The sequence below is a fragment of the Nocardioides sp. BE266 genome (genome assembly GCF_031457855.1).
Classification (GTDB): domain Bacteria; phylum Actinomycetota; class Actinomycetes; order Propionibacteriales; family Nocardioidaceae; genus Nocardioides.
Genome location: NZ_JAURTI010000001.1, coordinates 638,074 through 655,878 on the forward strand (window position 1 = coordinate 638,074; position 17,805 = coordinate 655,878).

A 17,805-nucleotide genomic window follows, 5' to 3' on the forward strand; every position below is an offset into this window, starting at 1 on the left:
TTCGGTGACGAGCCTTCCGTCGCCGCTCCGCCGGCTCCATGCTCGGCGCATGACGAGACGGGGGTACGTCGCCGTGGCGCTCGCCGCGCTCGTGCTCCTCGTCGTGCCGCTCGGGCTGGCGCCGTTCGTCGCCGGCGTCGAGGAGCCGGCTCCAGCCCAGGACCGCGCACCCCGGACGATCGCCGGAGATCAGGCGGTAGCGGCGTCGATGGCCTGCACCGACCCCGCTGATCCTGCGCGTGAGGTGCCGACCGACGTAGTGGCCGCGCGACTGTGTCCCACTGAGAACGGGCTGGTGCGGTGGTACGCGCCGCAGGACGGCCTCCACGCGGACCTCGCTCCGCTGCTCGAGCTCCTCGTCACGCTCGATCCGATGCCGGAGTCGACACCCGAAGGGCGCTACATCTGCCCGCAGGACGGCGGCTGGGGCTTCGACCTCCGGCTCGCGCTCGCGTCCGGCGAGACCGTCTCGATCTCCGGCGACACCGGTGGCTGCAGCACCGTCCGGATCGGCGGCGAGGACGTGGTCGGCTCCGACGAGGTGCTGGCGACCTTCCTCTCCGGCATCACCGACCAGCGGGCGGCGTCGAAGCCCGCGAGCGACCTCGCGTCGCTCCCCCTCGGCTGCGGGTCGGACACGACGTTCAAGGATCACGTGCTGTCGAGGATCGGGGATCCGCGTGAGCTCGTGCGTGCCGTGTCGTGCTGGCGGCCGGACAGCAAGGACGACGTCGCACCCTGGATCGGACCTACCCCGGTGCCCGACCATTGGGTGGCCGTGCTGGCCGACGACATGCGCCGCCACAGCCGTGCCGATCTCGGGTGGAACGGCGCGGACCCGTGCGTGGGCGAGCCCTGGACCTCACACGACCTCGTGGGCCAGACCCGCTGGGGCGACGTCGTCGCGATCCGCGGCGTGTGCGACACCTACCTCCTCAGCGACGTCAACACCGGTGCCCCCGAGGACCAGGAGTTCTGGTACCCGTCGCAGCGCGCCCAGCGGATTCTGGACCGCCTGCGCCGCTGACGTCGTACACGTGTCCGAGATGCCGCCCCTCCCAGCCGATCCCCAGGGCGACTTCGCGGACACGTGTTGTCGGACCCCCGTCCTACCGTCGGAGGCATGACACGCACCTGGGTCCTCGTCGCCTCGCTCGACCATGCGCGCCGCGGGCTGGAGGCGGGCTTCGTGATGGCCAACCACGGGAAGAAGGCGCCCGTCGCCCGGATGTCCGTCGGCGACCGGATCCTCATGTACTCCCCGACGACGGCGTACCCGAAGGGCGAGCCGCTGCGGGCGATCACGATGGCCGGCGAGGTGACCGGCTCGGAGCCAGTGCCCAGCACCGTCATCGACGGCGGGTGGAGGCGCGCGGCAGCGTTGCGCGAGGTCGAGCCGATCCCGCTGGCCGCCGTCCGCGACCACCTGCCGACCAGCAGGATCAGGTTCGGCTTCTTCGAGCTGCCGGCCGACGACGCCGACGCGATCTGGAGCCTCTTGCCATCGTGACAGTGAAACTGTCACGATTGATCCATGCGTCTCGCCACCCTGCTGATGTACGACGGCAACCCCCGCAACGCGGCCGACCAGGTGGTCGCCCTGGAGAAGGCGGGCCTCGACAGCGTGTGGGTCGCGGAGGCCTACGGCTTCGACTCCCCGACCCTGATGGGCTACCTCGCGGCGAAGACCGAGACGGTGAAGATCGGCTCGGGCATCCTCAACATCTACTCGCGCACGCCGGGCGCGCTGCTGCAGACAGCGGCCGGCCTCGACAACGTCAGCGGCGGGCGCGCGATCCTGGGCATCGGCGTCAGCGGCCCGCAGGTGATCGAGGGCTTCCACGGGGTGCCGTACTCCAAGCCGATGGCCCGCACCGCCGAGGTCATCGAGATCATCCGCAGCGGCCTCAAGCGCGAGCCGCTGTCATCCGACGGCGTCTTCCACCTCCCGCTCACCAAGGACGAGGGCGCGGTCACCGGGCTGGGCAAGCCGCTCAAGCTGCTCACCAAGCCGGAGCGCGACACCATCCCGATCTGGATCGCCGCCCTCGGCCCGAAGAACGTCGAGCAGACCGCCGAGATCGCCGACGGCTGGATCCCCCACCTCTTCCACCCGGAGCGCGCGCACCTCGTGTGGGGCGAGGCGCTCAAGGCCGGCAACGCCAAGCGGCAGGAGGGCCTCGAGCCGCTGCAGGTGATGGCCGGCGGCATGGTCGCGATCGGCGAAGGCCCTGACACCAAGGCGCTGCTCGACTTCGCGCGGCCGATCTTCGCGCTCTACGTCGGCGGCATGGGCGCCAAGGGCAAGAACTTCTACAACGACGTCGCGCGCGCCTACGGCTACGAGAAGGAGGCCGAGGAGATCCAGGACCTCTACCTCTCGGGCAAGAAGAAGGAGGCCGAGGCGCTGATCCCGACCGAGTGGCTCGAGGCGGCCAACCTCGTCGGCCCCGAGTCCTACGTCAAGGAGCGGATCGCCGCCTTCAAGGAGGCCGGCGTCACCGACCTCAACATCACCCCCGTCTCCGACGACCCCGCCGCCACCGTGGCGCAGGTCAGGGAATGGGTGTCCTGAGGCCGTGCACGCGCCGGGTCGCTACGCCAACCTGCGCCGGATCCAGTCGCTGGACCCGGAGGTCGACCACGACGAGATCCTCCGGCTGACTGCGCGCTTCGAGTTCCCCTGGGACTACGTCCAGGGCACGGGCATCGCCTTCATGCGCGACTACGGCGTCCCCTCGATCGCCGACCTGCTCGACCGCACCCGCGAGTTCGCCGACCACGGCACCAAGCGCTACGACGACACCATCCTGATCGGCGACGAGGCCACCCTCGACGGCATCGACTCGCCCCGCTCGCACGCCGCGCTGCGCCGGCTCAACCGCATCCACGGCCACTACGACATCACCAACGAGGAGTTCGCCTACGTCCTCGCCACCACCATCGTCGGCCCGGTCCGCTGGATCGAGGCCTACGGCTGGCGACCCCTCGACCCGCACGAGCTGGCAGCGATCGCGAAGGTGACGACCCGCTTCGGCGAGCTGATGGGCATCAAGGACCTCCCGACGACGTACGACGGCTACCTCACGCTGCTCGTCGACACCGAGCGCCGGCACTTCGCCCACACGCCGGCCGCCACCCGGCTGGCCGAGTCGTCGATCCGGATCGCCAAGGAGGTCGCCCCTCCGCCGCTGCGACCGCTGCTGCGCCGGGTGACGATCGCGGTGATGGACGAGCCGCTGCGCGAGGTGCTCGGCCTGCCACGCCAGCCCGCCTGGTTCGTGCGGACGGTGCGTGCCGGCCTCCGGCTGCGCGGCCGGCTGCTCCGCCTCGCGCCGCCGCGGCGGACGGCGTACCGCCATCGGCCGACGACGTACCCCCACGGCTACCGCCTCGAGGACCTCGGTCCCCTCGCCATGCTCGACACCCTCAACGCTCATCACCACGGAGAGAGATCACATGCCTGACCGCCCCAGCATCCTCGAGCAGGAGCACGAGGACTTCCGCGCCGTCGCCCGCGCCTTCTTCGAGAAGGAGGTCGTGCCCTACCACGAGAAGTGGGAGGCCGACGGGATCGTCGACCGCGACATCTGGCGCAAGGCCGGCGAGCGCGGACTGCTGTGCTTCGACGTCGACGAGGCCTACGGCGGGCCAGGCATCCAGGACTTCCGCTACAACATGGTGCTCGCCGAGGAGTCCGCGCGGGCCGGCGCCTCGGGGCCGGGCTTCGCCGTGCACACCGACATCATCGTCCCCTACATCTCCTCCCTCGGGACCGAGGAGCAGAAGCAGCGCTGGCTCCCGGGCTGCGTCTCCGGCGAGATCGTCACGGCGATCGCGATGACCGAGCCGGGCGCCGGGTCCGACCTGCAGGGCATCCGGACCACGGCCGTCGACGCGGGCGACCACTACGTCCTCAACGGCTCGAAGACCTTCATCTCCAACGGCATCCTGTCCGACCTGGTGATCGTGGTCTGCCGCACCAACCCGGAGGCCGGCCACCAGGGCATCTCGCTGCTCGTCGTGGAGCGCGGGATGGAGGGCTTCGAGCGCGGCCGCAACCTCGACAAGATGGGCCTGCACGCCCAGGACACGGCCGAGCTGTCGTTCACCGACGTACGGGTGCCGAAGGAGAACCTGCTCGGCGCCGAGGGCTCCGGCTTCATCTCGCTGATGGAGAACCTCCCCCAGGAGCGGATCTCGATCGGCTGCATCGCTGTCGCCGCGGTCGAGCACGTCCTCGACCTGTGCCTGGCCTACGCCAAGGAGCGCGAGGCGTTCGGCAAGCCGATCGGGAAGTTCCAGCACAACCGCTTCGTGCTGGCCGAGATGGCGACCGAGGCGCACATCGCGCGCGTCTTCATCAACGACTGCGTGCTGCGGCTCAACGCCGGCGAGGTCGACACCGCGCTCGCCTCGATGGCGAAGTGGTGGACCACCGAGCTGCAGAAGCGCGTGGTCGACGCGGGCGTCCAGCTCCACGGCGGCTACGGCTACATGAACGAGTACCCGATCTCCAAGGCCTACACCGACTCGCGGATCCAGACGATCTACGGCGGCACCACCGAGATCCAGAAGGAGATCATCGGCCGGATGCTCGGCCTCTAAGGCGTGCCGAGGGTGGTACTCCCGTTCCCATGACAACGGGTCCGCTGGTCCCCCGTCCGCGGCCGACGCACGGTGGAGGCATGAGCAACCACGTGTCCTTCCTGGGCGACAAGCCCGTCCACCGCATCGGCTTCGGTGCCATGCAGCTCGCCGGACCCGGCGTCTTCGGTCCGCCGGCCGACCCCGACGCGGCCCGCGCCGTGCTGCGGCGCGCGGTCGAGCTCGGCGTCGACCACATCGACACCGCGCAGTTCTACGGCCCCGACGTCGTCAACGACCTGATCCGCGAGGCCCTCCACCCCTACCCCGAGGGCCTGCGCCTGGTCACCAAGGTCGGCGCGACCCGCGACGACACCGGCGCCTGGCTGCCGGGCGCCGAGTCCGCCGACCTCAAGGCCCAGGTCGAGCAGAACCTGCGCTCGCTCGGCGTCGAGCGGATGGACCTGGTCAACCTGCGCCGCTTCGAGCGCGACGACCCGACCCGGCAGGAGCCGGCGCTCGAGGACCAGCTCGGCGCGCTCGCCGAGCTTCGCGACGAGGGCAAGCTCGACCTCATCGGCGTCTCCAGCATCGGCGCCGAGACCGTGCGGAAGGCGATCGACCTCGTCGGCATCGGCGAGGTGCAGAACGCCTTCAGCATCCTCGACCGCAGCGACGAGCCGGTGCTCGACCTCTGCCGCGAGCACGACGTGGCGTACGTCCCCTACTTCCCGCTGGGCTCGGCGTTCACCGGCGGACCGGCCGCCCTCGCCGCCGACGAGCACGTCTCCGCGGTGGCCCGCAAGCACGGCGTGACCGCCAGCCAGGTGGCGCTGGCGTGGCTGCTCGCGCAGTACGACCGGCTGCTGCTGATCCCCGGGACCAGCTCGGTCGCGCACCTCGAGGAGAACCTGGCCGTGCTCGACATCGCGCTCGACCAGGACGACCTCACGCTGCTCGACAAGGTCGAGCCGAAGCCGGTCGGCCACTGACCTCACCCGGTGGCGACGGCCTCCATCTCCTGGAGGCCGATCACCACCGCGAGCGCTAGCGCCTCGGCGTCGGGCGTGCCGGGCTCGGCGGTGAAGACCACGATCTGGAGCTCGCCGTCGTTGACGGTCAGCTTGTCGCAGTCGAGCGTCATCCACCCGACGACCGGGTGGTGCAACGTCTTGCGCTGGGCGCCGCGCGGCTTCGCCGGCGTCGTCTCCCACAGCTCGGCGAAGCGCGGGCTCTGCTCGCGCAGGTCGCGCACGAGGGAGGCGAGGTCGGGGTCGTCGGGCAGCCGGAGGAGCGCCGCGCGCAGGTCGGCGACCACGTCGCGCTCGACCATCGAGCGGGTCTGCGGCTCGAACCGGCCCATCCCGGGCAGGTCCATGAACGTGCGCCACGCCCGGTTGCGTCCTCGCTCGGACTCCCCGGACAGGTCGCCGAAGAGGGCGGTGGCCGCCTGGTTCTGCAGGATCGTCTGCCACGACGCGTCGATCACGCTGACCGGCGTGTCGCCGAGGCGGTCGACGAGCCGCATCACGCTCGGCGGGACGTGGCGCTGGATCCGCGAGGGTGACGGCGGAAGGTGCCCCGCCAGGCGGTAGAGGACGTCACGCTCGATGTCGTCGAGGCGCAGCGCCCGGGCGAGCGACTGCACGACCTGGACCGACGGGTGCTGGGCCCGCCCCTGCTCGAGGCGGACGAGGTAGTCACCCGAGATCCCCGCGAGCTGGGCGACCTCCTCGCGCCGCAGCCCGGGAGCCCGGCGGCGCGGCTGGCTCGGCAGCCCCACCGACGCCGGTGACGTCCGGTCGCGCCACAGCCTCAGCTGCGTGGCAAGCCCGCTAGAGTCCATGCGACGAGTCAACCAGCCAGCACCTCACGTAGACGCTCGGCGAACTCGTCGGGCTTGCCGGTCTGGCCGAACTCGCCGCCCAGGAAGCCGTTGTGCCCACCGGGGAACACAACGGGGTCCACGCCCAGCGCGGCCGCCACTGCGTGCGCCGATCGGCCGGCGATCTCGCCGTCCTCGGGCCCACCTGACTCCTCACCGACCCCGACGACCACGCGGGTGGACGCCGATCGCACGGCCTCGAGGTCGGGCACGCGGGTGACGCCGCCCCCGCGCAGGTTTGCCATCAGCGGGTCCTCGCGGGAGCCGTCGTCGTCGGTCGGCATGCCGAACATCGCCGGGTCGGGCGGCGGGGCCGCGCGGTAGTCATCGTCGACGGGGCCGCGGTGCATGACCAGGCCGATGAAGCGCGCCATCGCCGGACCGAAGCCGGAGGCGTCGTAGGTCGCGACCATGTCGTCGCACGTGGCCGAGATCGCGGCGGCGTCGGGCAGCAACCCGGCCATCGGCGGCTCGTGCGCCACCAGGATCCGTACGTCGTCGGGGTGGGCGGCGACGAGGAAGAGGAAGTTGACCGCCGCCCCGGAGGACGCGAACACGTCGACCGGGCCGGCACCGAGCGCCCCGACGAGGGCGTGCAGGTCCTCCGCGTGCTGCTCGGGCGTGACCGGAGCGGTGGGGTCCTCGCGCAGGCTGTGCCCGGTGTTGCGCGGGTCGACCAGCACCAGCACGCGGTCGGGGATGCGGTCGGCCAGGCTGCCGAAGCCGGTGCCGTCCATCGGCGAGCCGCACAGCACGAGGGGCGGTGAGTCGGCGGTCGCGTCGGCGAGGTCGCCGCGGACGACGTAGCTGAGGGTGGCGCCGGGGACGTCGAGGGTGTGGCGGTGGGAGTCGGTCACGCGGCCAGCGTGCCACGCGGCACCGACAGGCGGCAGTGGGGATTCCCACCCGCTGGCTAGGTTCGGGGCACACCGCCACCAGCGAGCAGGAGACCCGATGGACCTCTTCGAGATGGACGAGACCCGGACCATGAGCCGCGAGGAGGCCGCCGCCCGGCTGCGGACCCTCGCCGACTCCCTGGCCAAGCACAACTCGGTCGAGTTCGCGCGCGACGGCGGCCGGATCACGGTCGGCGTGCCCGACGAGGTCAGCCTGAAGGTCGAGGTGGAGCTCGGCGACTCCAACGAGGTGGAGATCGAGCTCACCTGGTGAGCCGCGAAGCGGTCGCCGAACGTCCGCAACCCTCCCTACGGTGTGGTCCATGACCGACTTCACTGAGCAGGACCTCAGCGGCTCGACGTTCGTGCGGGTCGACCTCTCCGGCGCGCGCCTGAGCGAGGTGCGACTGAACGACGCCACGATCCGGGACGCCGACCTGAGCGGGCTGCGCATGCGGTCCGCCTGGCTCAACGGCGTACGGATGACGGGCGTCGAGGTGCCCGACCTCGAGATCTACGGCGAGCTCGGCCGGGTCGTGGTCAACGGCGTCGACGTCGTACCCCTCGTCGACGCCGAGCTCAACCGCCGGATGCCCGAGCGCGCGCTCATGTCCCCCACCGACGCCGCCGGCTTCCGGCTCGCGTTCGAGACGCTCGACCGGCTCTGGGCGGGCACGGTCGAGAAGGCCCGGGCCCTGCCCGCCGAGACCCTGCACGAGCAGGTCGACGGCGAGTGGTCGTTCACCGAGACCCTGCGCCACCTCGGGTTCGCGCACGCCTGCTGGGTCTCCGGCGTCGTGCTCGCCGACCCCTCGCCCTGGCACGCGCTCGACCTGCCGTGGGACGAGGCGCCGACCTTCGAGGGCGTGCCGTGGGACCGCGACGTACGTCCCCCGCTCGACGAGGTGCTCGACCTCCGGGCACAGCGGCGCGCCACCGTCGCCGCGGTGCTCGCCGACCTCGACGACGAGGGGCTCGCCCGCCACGTCACCTCGGCGACACCGTTCATGACCGAGGCCGACTCGCTCACCGTCGCCGACTGCCTGAAGGTGATCCTCAACGAGGAGTGGGAGCACCGGCTCTACGCCGAGCGCGACCTCGCCGCGCTGGCGGGCTGAGACGCTGCCGCTCGCGGACGGATCCGTGTGACGAGGCGCCTTCCCTCGCCACGCGTGCGGGAGCACACTGGCCCAGTGACGGAGACCCTGGGCAGCCGGCTGGCACACGCGATCGCCACGAAGGACGAGGCGGCGCTCCGCGCGCTGCTCGCGGACGACGTGGACTTCAAGGGACTGACCCCGCGACGGCTCTGGGAGGGCACTGGCCCCGACGACGTGGTGGAGACGGTGTTCGGATCGTGGTTCGAGCCGTCCGACACGATCGAGCGGGTCGTCGCGGTCAGCGACGGTGACGAGGTGGTCGACACCGCGCACGTCAGCTACCGCTTCGAGCTGGCCAACCCCGACGGGGAGTACGTCGCCGAGCAGCAGGCCTACTACCGCGGCGACGGCACGATCAGCCACCTCCGGATCATGTGCTCGGGCTTCCGCCCGCGGTCGTCCTAGAGCGGGGTGTCCTCGGGGATCGTGCGGAGCACGCTCCACGTGCCGGCATCACGACCGACCACGACCTTGACGCCGTCGAGCCGGTCCAGCGAGGCGCGTACGTCGACGACCTCGAGCCGCGCGTCGACGGCGATGTCGGCGTCACGCACCGCCACGGGGTCGTCCGGCCACTCGTCGGACGGCACCTCGAACGGGTCGAAGTCGGTCTGGGCGGCCGCCCACAGCTGGAGGGCCGACTCGGCGACCATGTCATCGATGGTGTTCTCGTCGGTTGCCATGCCTCGAACCTACGCCGCGGCCGCGGGACGTCATACGGACGGTGCCACCGTCTGCCCTGTCGAGCGTGGAGGGGCCACGACCGCCGCACGTGCGCCGGTCACCGCACCCGAAGCGCGGCTGGCGCCGCCTCCTCTCCTAGGGGGCCGCCGGGGACGCGAAGCGGCTGAGCAGCAGCTCGCGCTCCTCGTCCGACAGCCCGGTCTCCAGGGCGTCGAGCCACTCCCCCAGCTCGCCGTCGCGCAGCGGCCGGTGCTCGGTGGGGCCGCCGGCGACGCGCACGGTGAGCGCTTCGTGGGTCACCGTCACGTGGCGCCCGGGCAGGTGGCGGGTGACCATCAGCCCGGACCGGAAGTGCGAGCCGGGGAACGTGCTGGTGAAGTGGTGGCCCATCGCCACGTCGACCGGCAGCACGGCCAGGTCGTCGGTGGTGTGGGCGACCTCCCAGCCGGCCTCGCGGAGGCGCTCCAGCGCCCACCCCTCCGTCGTACGACGGACGCGGTAGCGCCAGCCCGGCAGGTAGTCGTCCTCCCCGCCGTCCTCCAGCGGCACCGGCCGCAGCAGGCTCATCCCGAAGCCGGGGTCGCACAGCACCCGGGACCCGTCCACGACGGCCGAGATGGTCATATGGGTGCGCGCCTGCTGGGTGCCGGCGGCCGGGTCACCGACGCGGCCCAGGTGTCGTCGGACGTCGTAGCCGAGCCGCTCCAGCACGGCCGCGAACAAGGTGCTGTGCTCGAAGCAGTAGCCACCGCGACCGCGGCCGACGAACTTCTCCTGCACCGCCTCCAGCGAGACCCCGGCGTGGCGGTCGAGCAGCACGTCGACGTTGTCGAAGGTGAAGGAGCGCACGTGCGCCTCGTGCAGCGCGTCGAGCGACGCCCGGCTCGGCGGCGAGGCGGGCACGCCGACGCGTGCGAGATAGCTGTCGAGGTCCAGCCGGTCGACCTGCCACGGATCACCTGTCACCGGTCCATCCAACCGCACCGACACCTAGCCAGCCCACGGGCGCCGCGGCCATGATGTGACCCCCGCCACATGCCCCGAGACATGTGCGAGACAGGTTGGAGACCAAGATGGCCCACGAGATCGCCGCCGACGTCGCGGCAGCCCGCGAGGACTACGAGGCCCGGATCCTGGGCCTGCACATGCCGGCCACGGTGCGCCAGGCCGCCGAGCGGTTCGGCGACCAGCCCGCCTTCTCGGACCGCTTCGACGTGCCCGAGGGCGAGACCTGGTCGACGATCAGCTGGGCCGAGACGTGGGAGCGGACCCAGCAGGTCGCGGCGGCGCTGATCGCCCTCGACGTGCAGAAGGGCGACGCGGTTGCGCTGATGGCCTCCAACCGCACGCTGCACACGCTCGCCGACTACGGCTCGATGGCCGCCGCCGCGGTGCCGATGTCGATCTACAACACGCTCGCCCAGGACCAGGTCGCGTTCATCGCCGGCGAGGCGCGACCCGTCGTGGTGATCCTGGAGGACCACGACCGCTACCGCCGCTGGGAGCGCGCGCTGGCCGAGGTCGACTCGATCCGCCACGTCGTGATGCTCAGCGAGGCCGACACGGCCGACGACGCGCGTGTGATGACGTGGGACGACTTCGTCGCCCGCGGCTCCGACACCAGCGGCGTCGAGGCGCGGATGGACCAGATCACCCCCGACCTGCCGGCCACCTACCTCTACACCTCCGGCACGACCGGCAACCCCAAGGGCGTCGTGCTCACCCACCACAACGTGATGTACGAGGCGGTCTCCACGCTCGACGCCGCCGGCCTCACGGGCCAGCAGCGCACCATCAGCTACCTCCCGCTCGCCCACATCGCGGAGCGGGTGCTGGCGACGTACGGTCCCCCGTTCCTGGGCAGCCACGTGCACGCGATCCCCGACCCGGCGGGGCTGCTCGGCGCGCTCGGCGAGGTCCACCCGACCGCGTTCTTCGGCGTCCCGCGGGTGTGGGAGAAGATCAAGACCGGCATCTCGGCCAAGCTCGCCGAGGACCCGAACCCCGACAACCAGACGATGGTCACGAACGCGATGGCCGCGGGGCTGGCGTGGACCCAGGCCCACGAGTACGGCAACGAGATGACGCCCGAGGTCGAGGAGGCCTACGCCAAGGCCGACGAGGCCATCCTCGGCTTCCTGCGGCTGCTGCTCGGCCTCGACCAGGTGCAGTGGGCGGCCAGCGCGGCTGCGCCGATGCCGCTCGAGGTCGCGAAGTTCATGGGCGGCCTCGGCCTGCAGGTGTACGACGTCTACGGCATGACCGAGACGACCGGGGCCTTCACCTCCAACGGCCCCGGCCACTTCAAGCTGGGCACGGTCGGGCGGCCCAACCCCGGCATCGAGGTGCGCCTCGGCGAGGACGGCGAGATCCTCACCCGCGGGCCGGTGAACACCCCCGGCTACCACCGCCAGGAGTCCGCGACCCGCAACCTCATCGACGACGACGGCTGGATCCACACCGGCGACATCGGCACGGTCGACGACGACGGCTTCTACGCGGTCGTGGACCGCAAGAAGGAGCTGATCATCACCTCGGCCGGCAAGAACATCGCGCCCTCCAACATCGAGAACTACCTCAAGGAGTCGCCGATCGTCGGGCACGCGATGGCGCTCGGCGACAACCAGCCCTACGTCGTCGCGATCCTCACCCTCGACGGCGAGATCGCGCCGCTGGTCGCCGCGAAGATGGGCATCGAGTTCACCGACCTGGCCGACCTCTCCACCAAGCCGCAGATCCGCGCGATGGCGCAGGCCGCGGTCGACGCGGCCAACGAGCGGCTCTCCCGCCCCGAGCAGGTCAAGGCGTGGGAGCTGCTGCCCCACGAGTGGACGGCCGAGTCCGAGGAGCTGACGCCGACGCTGAAGCTGAAGAGGCGCGTGGTCAACGCGAAGTACTCCGACGTGGTCGACAGACTCTACGGGTGACGTCCTTCGACCTTCAGGCCCACCGCGGCGGGGCCGGCCTCTGGCCCGAGAACACGCTGGAGGCCTTCGGCCGGTCGCTCGCGCTCGGCGTCTCGACGCTCGAGCTCGACGTGCACCTCACGGCCGAGGACGACGTCGTTGTCTGCCACGACGCGGCGCTGGCCGACGCGCGGCTGATCCGGCAGCTCACCCGCGCCGACCTGCCGCCGACCATGCCCCTGCTGCGCCAGGTCGCCGCGCTGCTCGAGGACCGGGGTGCCGACCCGGTGCGGATCAACCTCGAGATCAAGTACGACGCCCTCGACGCCGCACAGCTGACCACGCGCGAGGCGTTCGTCGCGAAGGTCGTCGAGGCGCTGCGGGTCGACGGGCTCGTCGGGCGCACCAGCATCCAGTGCTTCGACTGGGGCGTGCTGACCCGCGTCGGTGAGGCCGAGCCGGTGCTGGACCGCAACCTGCTCGTCTCGCCGAAGTACCTCAAGGCGAGCGCCGACGCCCCGTCGCCGTGGTTCGACGGGCTTGCGGTCGACGCCGATTTCGTGCGCACCGCGGCGGCGGAGGGCTTCACGGCGATCTCCCCCATCCACGGCTCGCCCTACCTGAGCGGCGTGGAGGACCCGGCCTACAAGCCGTTCGCCTCGGCCGACCTGGTCGAGCGGGCGCACGCGTCCGGTCTGGCGGTCATCCCGTACGTCGTCGACGACGAGGCCACGCAGCGCCACCTGGTGCGGCTCGGCGTCGACGGGCTGATCACCAACCGACCCGACCGGCTCCGCGAGGTCCTGGCCGACGAGGGCCTCGACGTGCCGCCGGCCTTTCCGGGCGCCTGACGCAACCAACCCCCGGTCGGCGACGTCTCCTCAGCATGAAGACCCTCGTCCTCGCCGCGACCGCGCTCGCCGTCGCCGCACTCGTCCCGTCCGCACCGGCCGTGAGCGCGGAGGGACGGGTGGCGGCGAAGGCGCCGCGCACCGTGCTCGACGTCCGCGACCTCGCGCAGGGCGAGCCGCCGGCCATCGCGTGGTCCGAGCGACGCAGCGGGAAGACCGTGATCCACGGGCCCGAGGGCACGCGGACCCCGGTGGCCAACAACCTCGTCGCGTTCGCCCCGATGGGCTCGGGCTACGTCGTCCAGACGGCACTCAACCGCCCCACGACGGTGCGCTGGGTCGCCGCCGACGGCACGCCGGGCCGCGGCGAGTGGCGCACCGGCTACGGCCTCGCCGTGTCGCCGCAGGGCCAGGTGGTCTCCTTCGCCGGCCGGGCCGGCAAGGTGTGGACGATCGACCAGGAGGGCGACCGCGTGTTCCGCTTCAACCCGGTCCCCGTGACCGGCACCGCGCGGGCCGTCGCGGTCACGGGCGAGAACTGCAAGGAGGGCGAGGGCGACCCAGGCTTCGGGTGCACGATCGCCGTGAACGGCCCGCACCGCGCGTTCTACACGTCCTCGCACGGCATCGTCGACACCATGCCGCACCTGAAGCAGACCACCACCGGCCGCGGCCGCTGGCTCGGCGGCATCACCTCGCTCAGCGACTTCGGGTCGTGCAGCGCGATGATGCGCAACTGGCGGGTGAAGTGGCGCACCTGCGACAACATCCTCTCCGACGTCGCGCCCGACAACGGCCACGTGCTCGGCACGCCGGCCTACGCCGACGGCTTCGGCCCGACCGTGCTCGACGTCCTGGCCACGGCCGACGGCGACGTGGCCCGCACCTTCACCTACGCCCGCAACGGGCACTCGGCGACGTACTTCGACGAGGTCTGGGAGGACGCCGAGCACGTGCTCGTGGTGACCTTCCAGGACGACGAGTGGGCCGTGGTCAGGCTGGGCGTCGACGGCTCCATGGAGTACGCCGTCGCCCCGCGCGCCGGGACGATCGACACCCGGAACCCGTTCCACCTGCAGACCCGCTGACCGGGACGACCCGGTCTAGACCTCCGGGAAATCACCGATGCACGATGTCGGTGCCGGCTGATCTGCTGGAGCCATGCATCGACAGATCGCTGGAGCCCTGACCGGACGCGTGACCAAGTGGATCGTCCTCGTGGCGGTCCTCGGCATCACCGTGATCATGGCCGGCTTCTCGGCCAAGCTCACGTCGGTCCAGAACAACGAGGCCTCGTCCTGGCTGCCCGGATCGGCCGAGTCGACGAAGGTCCTCGAGGAGCTGTCCGAGACCGTCGACCCCAACGACATCCCCACCCTCGTGGTCTTCCACCGCGACGGCGGGCTCACCGACGCCGACCTGGCCGCGATGGAGGCCGACGGCCCGGAGATCGCGAAGCTCGACGGCGTCACCGACCAGGGCGTGCTCACCCCGGCCGCCGCCCAGGCCGCGGCCGACCAGGGCGCCCCGGTGCCGACGCTGGTGTCCGACGACGGCGAGGTCGCCTACCTCTACTTCGTGCTCAACTTCGGCACCAACGGCTGGAACGACATCCCCGACGCCGCCGACGAGATCCGCGACATCGCCACGCTCGACGGCGGCGAGGTCCACCTCGCGGGCTACGGCGGCCAGGCGGCCGACTCGGCCGAGGCGTTCGAGGGCATCGACACCAACCTGATCTTCGCCACCCTGGCCGTGGTCATCGTGATCCTGCTGTTCACCTACCGCAGCCCGATCCTGTGGCTGCTCCCGATCCTCTGCGCGGTCTCGGCCAACTTCATCGCCACCGGCCTGGTCTACCTGCTGGCCAAGTACGCCGACCTGACGGTCAACGGGCAGAGCCAGGCCATCCTCAGCATCCTGGTGATCGGCGCGGGCACCGACTACGCCCTCCTGCTGGTCGCCCGCTACCGGGAAGAGCTCCGTCGCCACGAGGACCGCCACGAGGCGATGGCCTTCGCCCTGCACCGCGCTGCCCCGGCGATCTTCGCCAGCGGCGCGACCGTCGCGGTCGGCATGCTGTGCCTGTCGTTCGCCGAGCTCAACTCCACCGCGGGCCTCGGCCCGGTCCTCGCCATCGGCGTCGCGGTGACCCTGCTCGTGATGGTGACGCTGCTCCCGGCGCTGCTGGTGATCTGCGGCCGCTGGGTCTTCTGGCCCAAGCGCCCCACCTTCCGCAGCACCGAGCCGACCGCCAACGGCCTGTGGGCCCGCGTGGGTCGCGCCATCAGCCACCGCCCGCGCCGCGTGTGGATCACCACGACCGGCCTGCTGCTGCTCGCCTGCCTGGGCCTGTTCCGACTCGACGCGTCCGGCCTGTCGACCGAGGACACCTACACGAAGGAGTTCGACTCGATCAAGGGCCAGAAGCTGCTCACCGAGCACGGCCTCGCCGACAACTCCAACACCATCCAGGTCGTCACCAACTCCGCCCAGGCCGCCGATGTCGCCGCGTCGCTGGAGGGCATCGACAGCCTGGGCACGCCCAGCGAGCCGCAGCCGGTCAGCGGCGATCGCGTCTGGTTCGAGGCGACGGTCAACGCCGACATCTCCTCGACCACCGCGGCCGACGTCGTCGAGGCCAGCCGTGAGGCCGTCCACGAGGTGTCCGGGGCCGACGCCATCGTGGGTGGGGGTGCCGCGTTCTACCTCGACACCAAGATCGCCTCGGAGCGCGACAGCAAGGTGATCATGCCGCTGGTGCTGGCCGTGGTGCTGCTGATCCTGATCGGCCTGCTGCGGGCCGTGCTCGCGCCGGTGATCCTGATCGCGACCGTGGTGCTGTCGTTCGGCGCCGCGCTGGGCATCTCGGCGCTGCTCTTCGAGTACGCCTTCGGCTTCGCCGGGTCCGACCCGGGTTTCCCGTTGTTCGCCTTCGTGTTCCTCGTGGCGCTGGGCATCGACTACAACATCTTCCTGATGACCAGGGTCCGGGAGGAGACCCAGACCTACGGCACCCGCAAGGGCTCGCTGATCGGCCTGGCCTCCACCGGTGGCGTGATCACCTCGGCCGGCATCGTGCTCGCCGCGACGTTCCTGGTGCTCGGCTCGCTGCCGCTGGTGTTCCTGGCCGAGCTCGGCGTGGCCGTGGCGCTGGGCGTCATGCTCGACACCCTGATCGTCCGGTCGGTGCTGGTCACCGCGCTCAACCTCGACCTGGGCGGCAAGATCTGGTGGCCGAGCAAGCTCGACTCGGCCGACCACGCGCTCACCGAGGCGGAGGCCGAGGCACCGATGGAGACGGTGCACTGATCGTGCGGCCGTCCGTGCACTGACCGTCGGGGGACGGTTCAGCGCACGGACGGCAACGTCAGGATCTCGGCGCCGTCCTCGGTGATGGCGATGGTGTGCTCGCTGTGGGCCGTGCGGCAGCCGGTCGCGCTGCGCAGCGTCCACCCGTCGTCGTCGGTGACGAGCTCGTCGGTGTCGGCCATGATCCACGGCTCGAGCGCGAGCAGGAGGCCCGGTCGGAGCTGGTAGCCCCGGCCGGGGCGTCCGTCGTTGGAGACGTGCGGGTCCTGGTGCATCGTCGTACCGATGCCGTGGCCGCCGAACTGCATGTTGATCGGGAAGCCGGCCGCGGAGAGCACCGTGCCGATGGCGTGCGACAGGTCGCCGATGCGGGCTCCGGGCCTAGCGGCCGCGATGCCGGCCGCCAGCGCACGCTCGGTCACCTCGATCATCTCGACCGACGCGGCCGGGCGGCTCTCGCCGACGATGAAGCTGATCGCGGAGTCGGCGGCGATGCCGTCGAGGCGGACCGCCAGGTCGAGGGTCAGCAGGTCGCCGTCGGCGAGCCGCTGGTCGCGCGGGCGCCCGTGCAGCACGGCGTCGTTGACCGCGGTGCAGACGTAGTGGCCGAACGGACCGCGGCCGAAGGACGGCGCGTAGTCGACGTAGCAGGACTCCGCGCCGGCGTCGCGGATCATCTCGGCGGTCCAGCGGTCGAGGTCGAGCAGGTTGGTGCCGACCGCGCTGCGGCTGCGCAGGGACTGGAGGATGTCGGCCACGAGCGCACCGGTGCGGCGGGCTCGGTCGACGTGGGTGGGAGTGAGGATCTCGATCATCGCAGGCCCCACCGTACGCAGCGCTTCGCGGTGGTGCCGCTGCAGAGGTCGTCGAGGGTGATCACGCCCTGCGCGACGAGCACCGAGGTGAGCGTGTCGACGGTGACGTCGACCTCGTCGTAGAGCCACGACTCGACCCCGTCGACGTCCTCGCCACCGGACACCCCCGTGTCGGCCAGGTAGGCCACGGCGACGTCGGCCGCCTGCTCGCTCATCGCGCGGGTCGGGACGTAGGTCATCGACTTCTCCTCGCCCATCAGCACCTCGCGCGCGGCCTCGAGGTCCGACCCCTGCGAGACCGGCTCCTCGCCGCCCGTGAGGCCGACGAAGCGGTCCGAGCCGGGCACGAGGACCCCCAGGGACACGACGGGGAGGTCGCGGCCGACCACCGCCTCCAGTGCGTCGGGGTCGACGGCCTCCACGACCAGCGCGTCGGCGGAGGCGGCCTCGGCCTGGCGGGCCTGGCTCTTCTGCATCTCGACGTCGCCCTCGGCGTCGTACACGGTGACGCGACAGTCGTCGCAGGTCGCCTCGACCCGGTCGGTGAATGCCTCCACGCCGACCGCGCGCGACGAGTTGTCGGTGCGGTCGGCGACGAGCAGCGCGATGGTCGGGTCGTCGCCCAGGCACGCCGCCAGGAAGGGCGCGAGCAGGGCGAGGACGAGGGGAAGGAGACGGGCGCGGAGCATCAGGGCGAGGCTATCGTGAC

At 71.5% G+C, this 17,805-nt stretch carries 19 protein-coding genes; 13 read left to right on the top strand and 6 right to left on the bottom strand.

Going from position 1 to position 17,805, the window contains the following annotated elements; genetic code table 11:
* Positions 1–49 precede the first annotated feature (49 nt).
* From J2X46_RS03080 to J2X46_RS03105, 6 genes are all read left to right on the top strand, one after another.
* Positions 50–1,027 (top strand): hypothetical protein, encoded by a 978-nt coding sequence (locus J2X46_RS03080; RefSeq protein WP_310246728.1) that lies wholly within the window; start codon positions 50–52, stop codon positions 1,025–1,027.
* A gap of 96 nt (positions 1,028–1,123) precedes the next feature.
* Positions 1,124–1,510 carry an EVE domain-containing protein gene (locus tag J2X46_RS03085; RefSeq protein WP_310246731.1) on the top strand — a complete coding sequence of 129 codons (387 nt, stop codon included), beginning with the start codon at positions 1,124–1,126 and terminating at the stop codon, positions 1,508–1,510.
* Between the two features lie 24 nt (positions 1,511–1,534).
* Entirely contained in the window at positions 1,535–2,575 is a 1,041-nt protein-coding gene (locus tag J2X46_RS03090) for an LLM class F420-dependent oxidoreductase (protein ID WP_310246733.1), read from the top strand.
* Positions 2,576–2,579: 4 nt separating this feature from the next.
* Complete coding sequence (locus J2X46_RS03095) at positions 2,580–3,467, top strand: oxygenase MpaB family protein (RefSeq protein WP_310246735.1); 888 nt, start codon at positions 2,580–2,582, stop codon at positions 3,465–3,467.
* Positions 3,460–4,608 (top strand): acyl-CoA dehydrogenase family protein, encoded by a 1,149-nt coding sequence (locus J2X46_RS03100; RefSeq protein ID WP_310246738.1) that lies wholly within the window; start codon positions 3,460–3,462, stop codon positions 4,606–4,608. Before J2X46_RS03095 ends, J2X46_RS03100 begins: the two co-directional genes overlap by 8 nt.
* Before the next feature lie 80 nt (positions 4,609–4,688).
* A complete protein-coding gene (locus J2X46_RS03105; protein ID WP_310246741.1) occupies positions 4,689–5,579 on the top strand; it encodes an aldo/keto reductase in 891 nt (296 codons plus the stop codon).
* 2 nt (positions 5,580–5,581) lie between these two features.
* Here the strand turns inward: J2X46_RS03105 and J2X46_RS03110 are convergent, their stop codons facing one another.
* Together J2X46_RS03110 and J2X46_RS03115 are read right to left on the bottom strand one after the other, a co-directional pair.
* The gene (locus J2X46_RS03110) at positions 5,582–6,433 is read right to left on the bottom strand and encodes a helix-turn-helix transcriptional regulator (protein ID WP_310246742.1); all 852 of its coding nucleotides are present in this window, start codon (positions 6,431–6,433) and stop codon (positions 5,582–5,584) included.
* 8 nt (positions 6,434–6,441) lie between these two features.
* Entirely contained in the window at positions 6,442–7,329 is an 888-nt protein-coding gene (locus J2X46_RS03115) for an alpha/beta hydrolase (RefSeq protein ID WP_310246745.1), read from the bottom strand.
* A 97-nt stretch (positions 7,330–7,426) separates the two neighbouring features.
* On the opposite strand from J2X46_RS03115, the gene J2X46_RS03120 reads away from it, so the two are divergent.
* The 3 genes from J2X46_RS03120 (at position 7,427) to J2X46_RS03130 (ending at position 8,933) form a co-directional block, all read left to right on the top strand.
* Positions 7,427–7,642 carry an amphi-Trp domain-containing protein gene (locus J2X46_RS03120; RefSeq protein ID WP_310246750.1) on the top strand — a complete coding sequence of 72 codons (216 nt, stop codon included), beginning with the start codon at positions 7,427–7,429 and terminating at the stop codon, positions 7,640–7,642.
* A 49-nt stretch (positions 7,643–7,691) separates the two neighbouring features.
* On the top strand, positions 7,692–8,486 hold the full coding sequence (locus tag J2X46_RS03125) for a DinB family protein (protein WP_310246752.1): 795 nt from the start codon (positions 7,692–7,694) through the stop codon (positions 8,484–8,486).
* A gap of 75 nt (positions 8,487–8,561) precedes the next feature.
* Complete coding sequence (locus J2X46_RS03130; RefSeq protein WP_310246755.1) at positions 8,562–8,933, top strand: nuclear transport factor 2 family protein; 372 nt, start codon at positions 8,562–8,564, stop codon at positions 8,931–8,933.
* Here J2X46_RS03130 and J2X46_RS03135 read toward each other — a convergent pair.
* A complete protein-coding gene (locus J2X46_RS03135; RefSeq protein WP_310246756.1) occupies positions 8,930–9,211 on the bottom strand; it encodes a hypothetical protein in 282 nt (93 codons plus the stop codon). The two genes, J2X46_RS03130 and J2X46_RS03135, sit on opposite strands and share 4 nt — an antisense overlap.
* 136 nt (positions 9,212–9,347) lie before the next feature.
* Complete coding sequence (locus J2X46_RS03140; RefSeq protein ID WP_310246758.1) at positions 9,348–10,178, bottom strand: arylamine N-acetyltransferase; 831 nt, start codon at positions 10,176–10,178, stop codon at positions 9,348–9,350.
* A 107-nt stretch (positions 10,179–10,285) separates the two neighbouring features.
* On the opposite strand from J2X46_RS03140, the gene J2X46_RS03145 reads away from it, so the two are divergent.
* From J2X46_RS03145 to J2X46_RS03160, 4 genes are all read left to right on the top strand, one after another.
* The gene (locus J2X46_RS03145) at positions 10,286–12,139 is read left to right on the top strand and encodes an AMP-dependent synthetase/ligase (protein ID WP_310246760.1); all 1,854 of its coding nucleotides are present in this window, start codon (positions 10,286–10,288) and stop codon (positions 12,137–12,139) included.
* Positions 12,136–12,969, top strand: a complete 834-nt coding sequence (locus J2X46_RS03150; protein WP_310246763.1) for a glycerophosphodiester phosphodiesterase family protein — start codon at positions 12,136–12,138, stop codon at positions 12,967–12,969. Before J2X46_RS03145 ends, J2X46_RS03150 begins: the two co-directional genes overlap by 4 nt.
* A 35-nt stretch (positions 12,970–13,004) precedes the next feature.
* Entirely contained in the window at positions 13,005–14,057 is a 1,053-nt protein-coding gene (locus J2X46_RS03155) for a hypothetical protein (RefSeq protein ID WP_310246765.1), read from the top strand.
* A 73-nt stretch (positions 14,058–14,130) separates the two neighbouring features.
* Positions 14,131–16,281 (top strand): MMPL family transporter, encoded by a 2,151-nt coding sequence (locus J2X46_RS03160; RefSeq protein ID WP_310246767.1) that lies wholly within the window; start codon positions 14,131–14,133, stop codon positions 16,279–16,281.
* A 38-nt stretch (positions 16,282–16,319) separates the two neighbouring features.
* Here J2X46_RS03160 and map read toward each other — a convergent pair whose 3' ends face one another.
* A complete protein-coding gene (gene map / locus J2X46_RS03165; protein ID WP_310246771.1) occupies positions 16,320–17,096 on the bottom strand; it encodes a type I methionyl aminopeptidase in 777 nt (258 codons plus the stop codon).
* Entirely contained in the window at positions 17,093–17,785 is a 693-nt protein-coding gene (locus tag J2X46_RS03170; protein ID WP_310246774.1) for a hypothetical protein, read from the bottom strand. Before J2X46_RS03170 ends, map begins: the two co-directional genes overlap by 4 nt.
* Between the last annotated feature and the right edge of the window lie 20 nt (positions 17,786–17,805).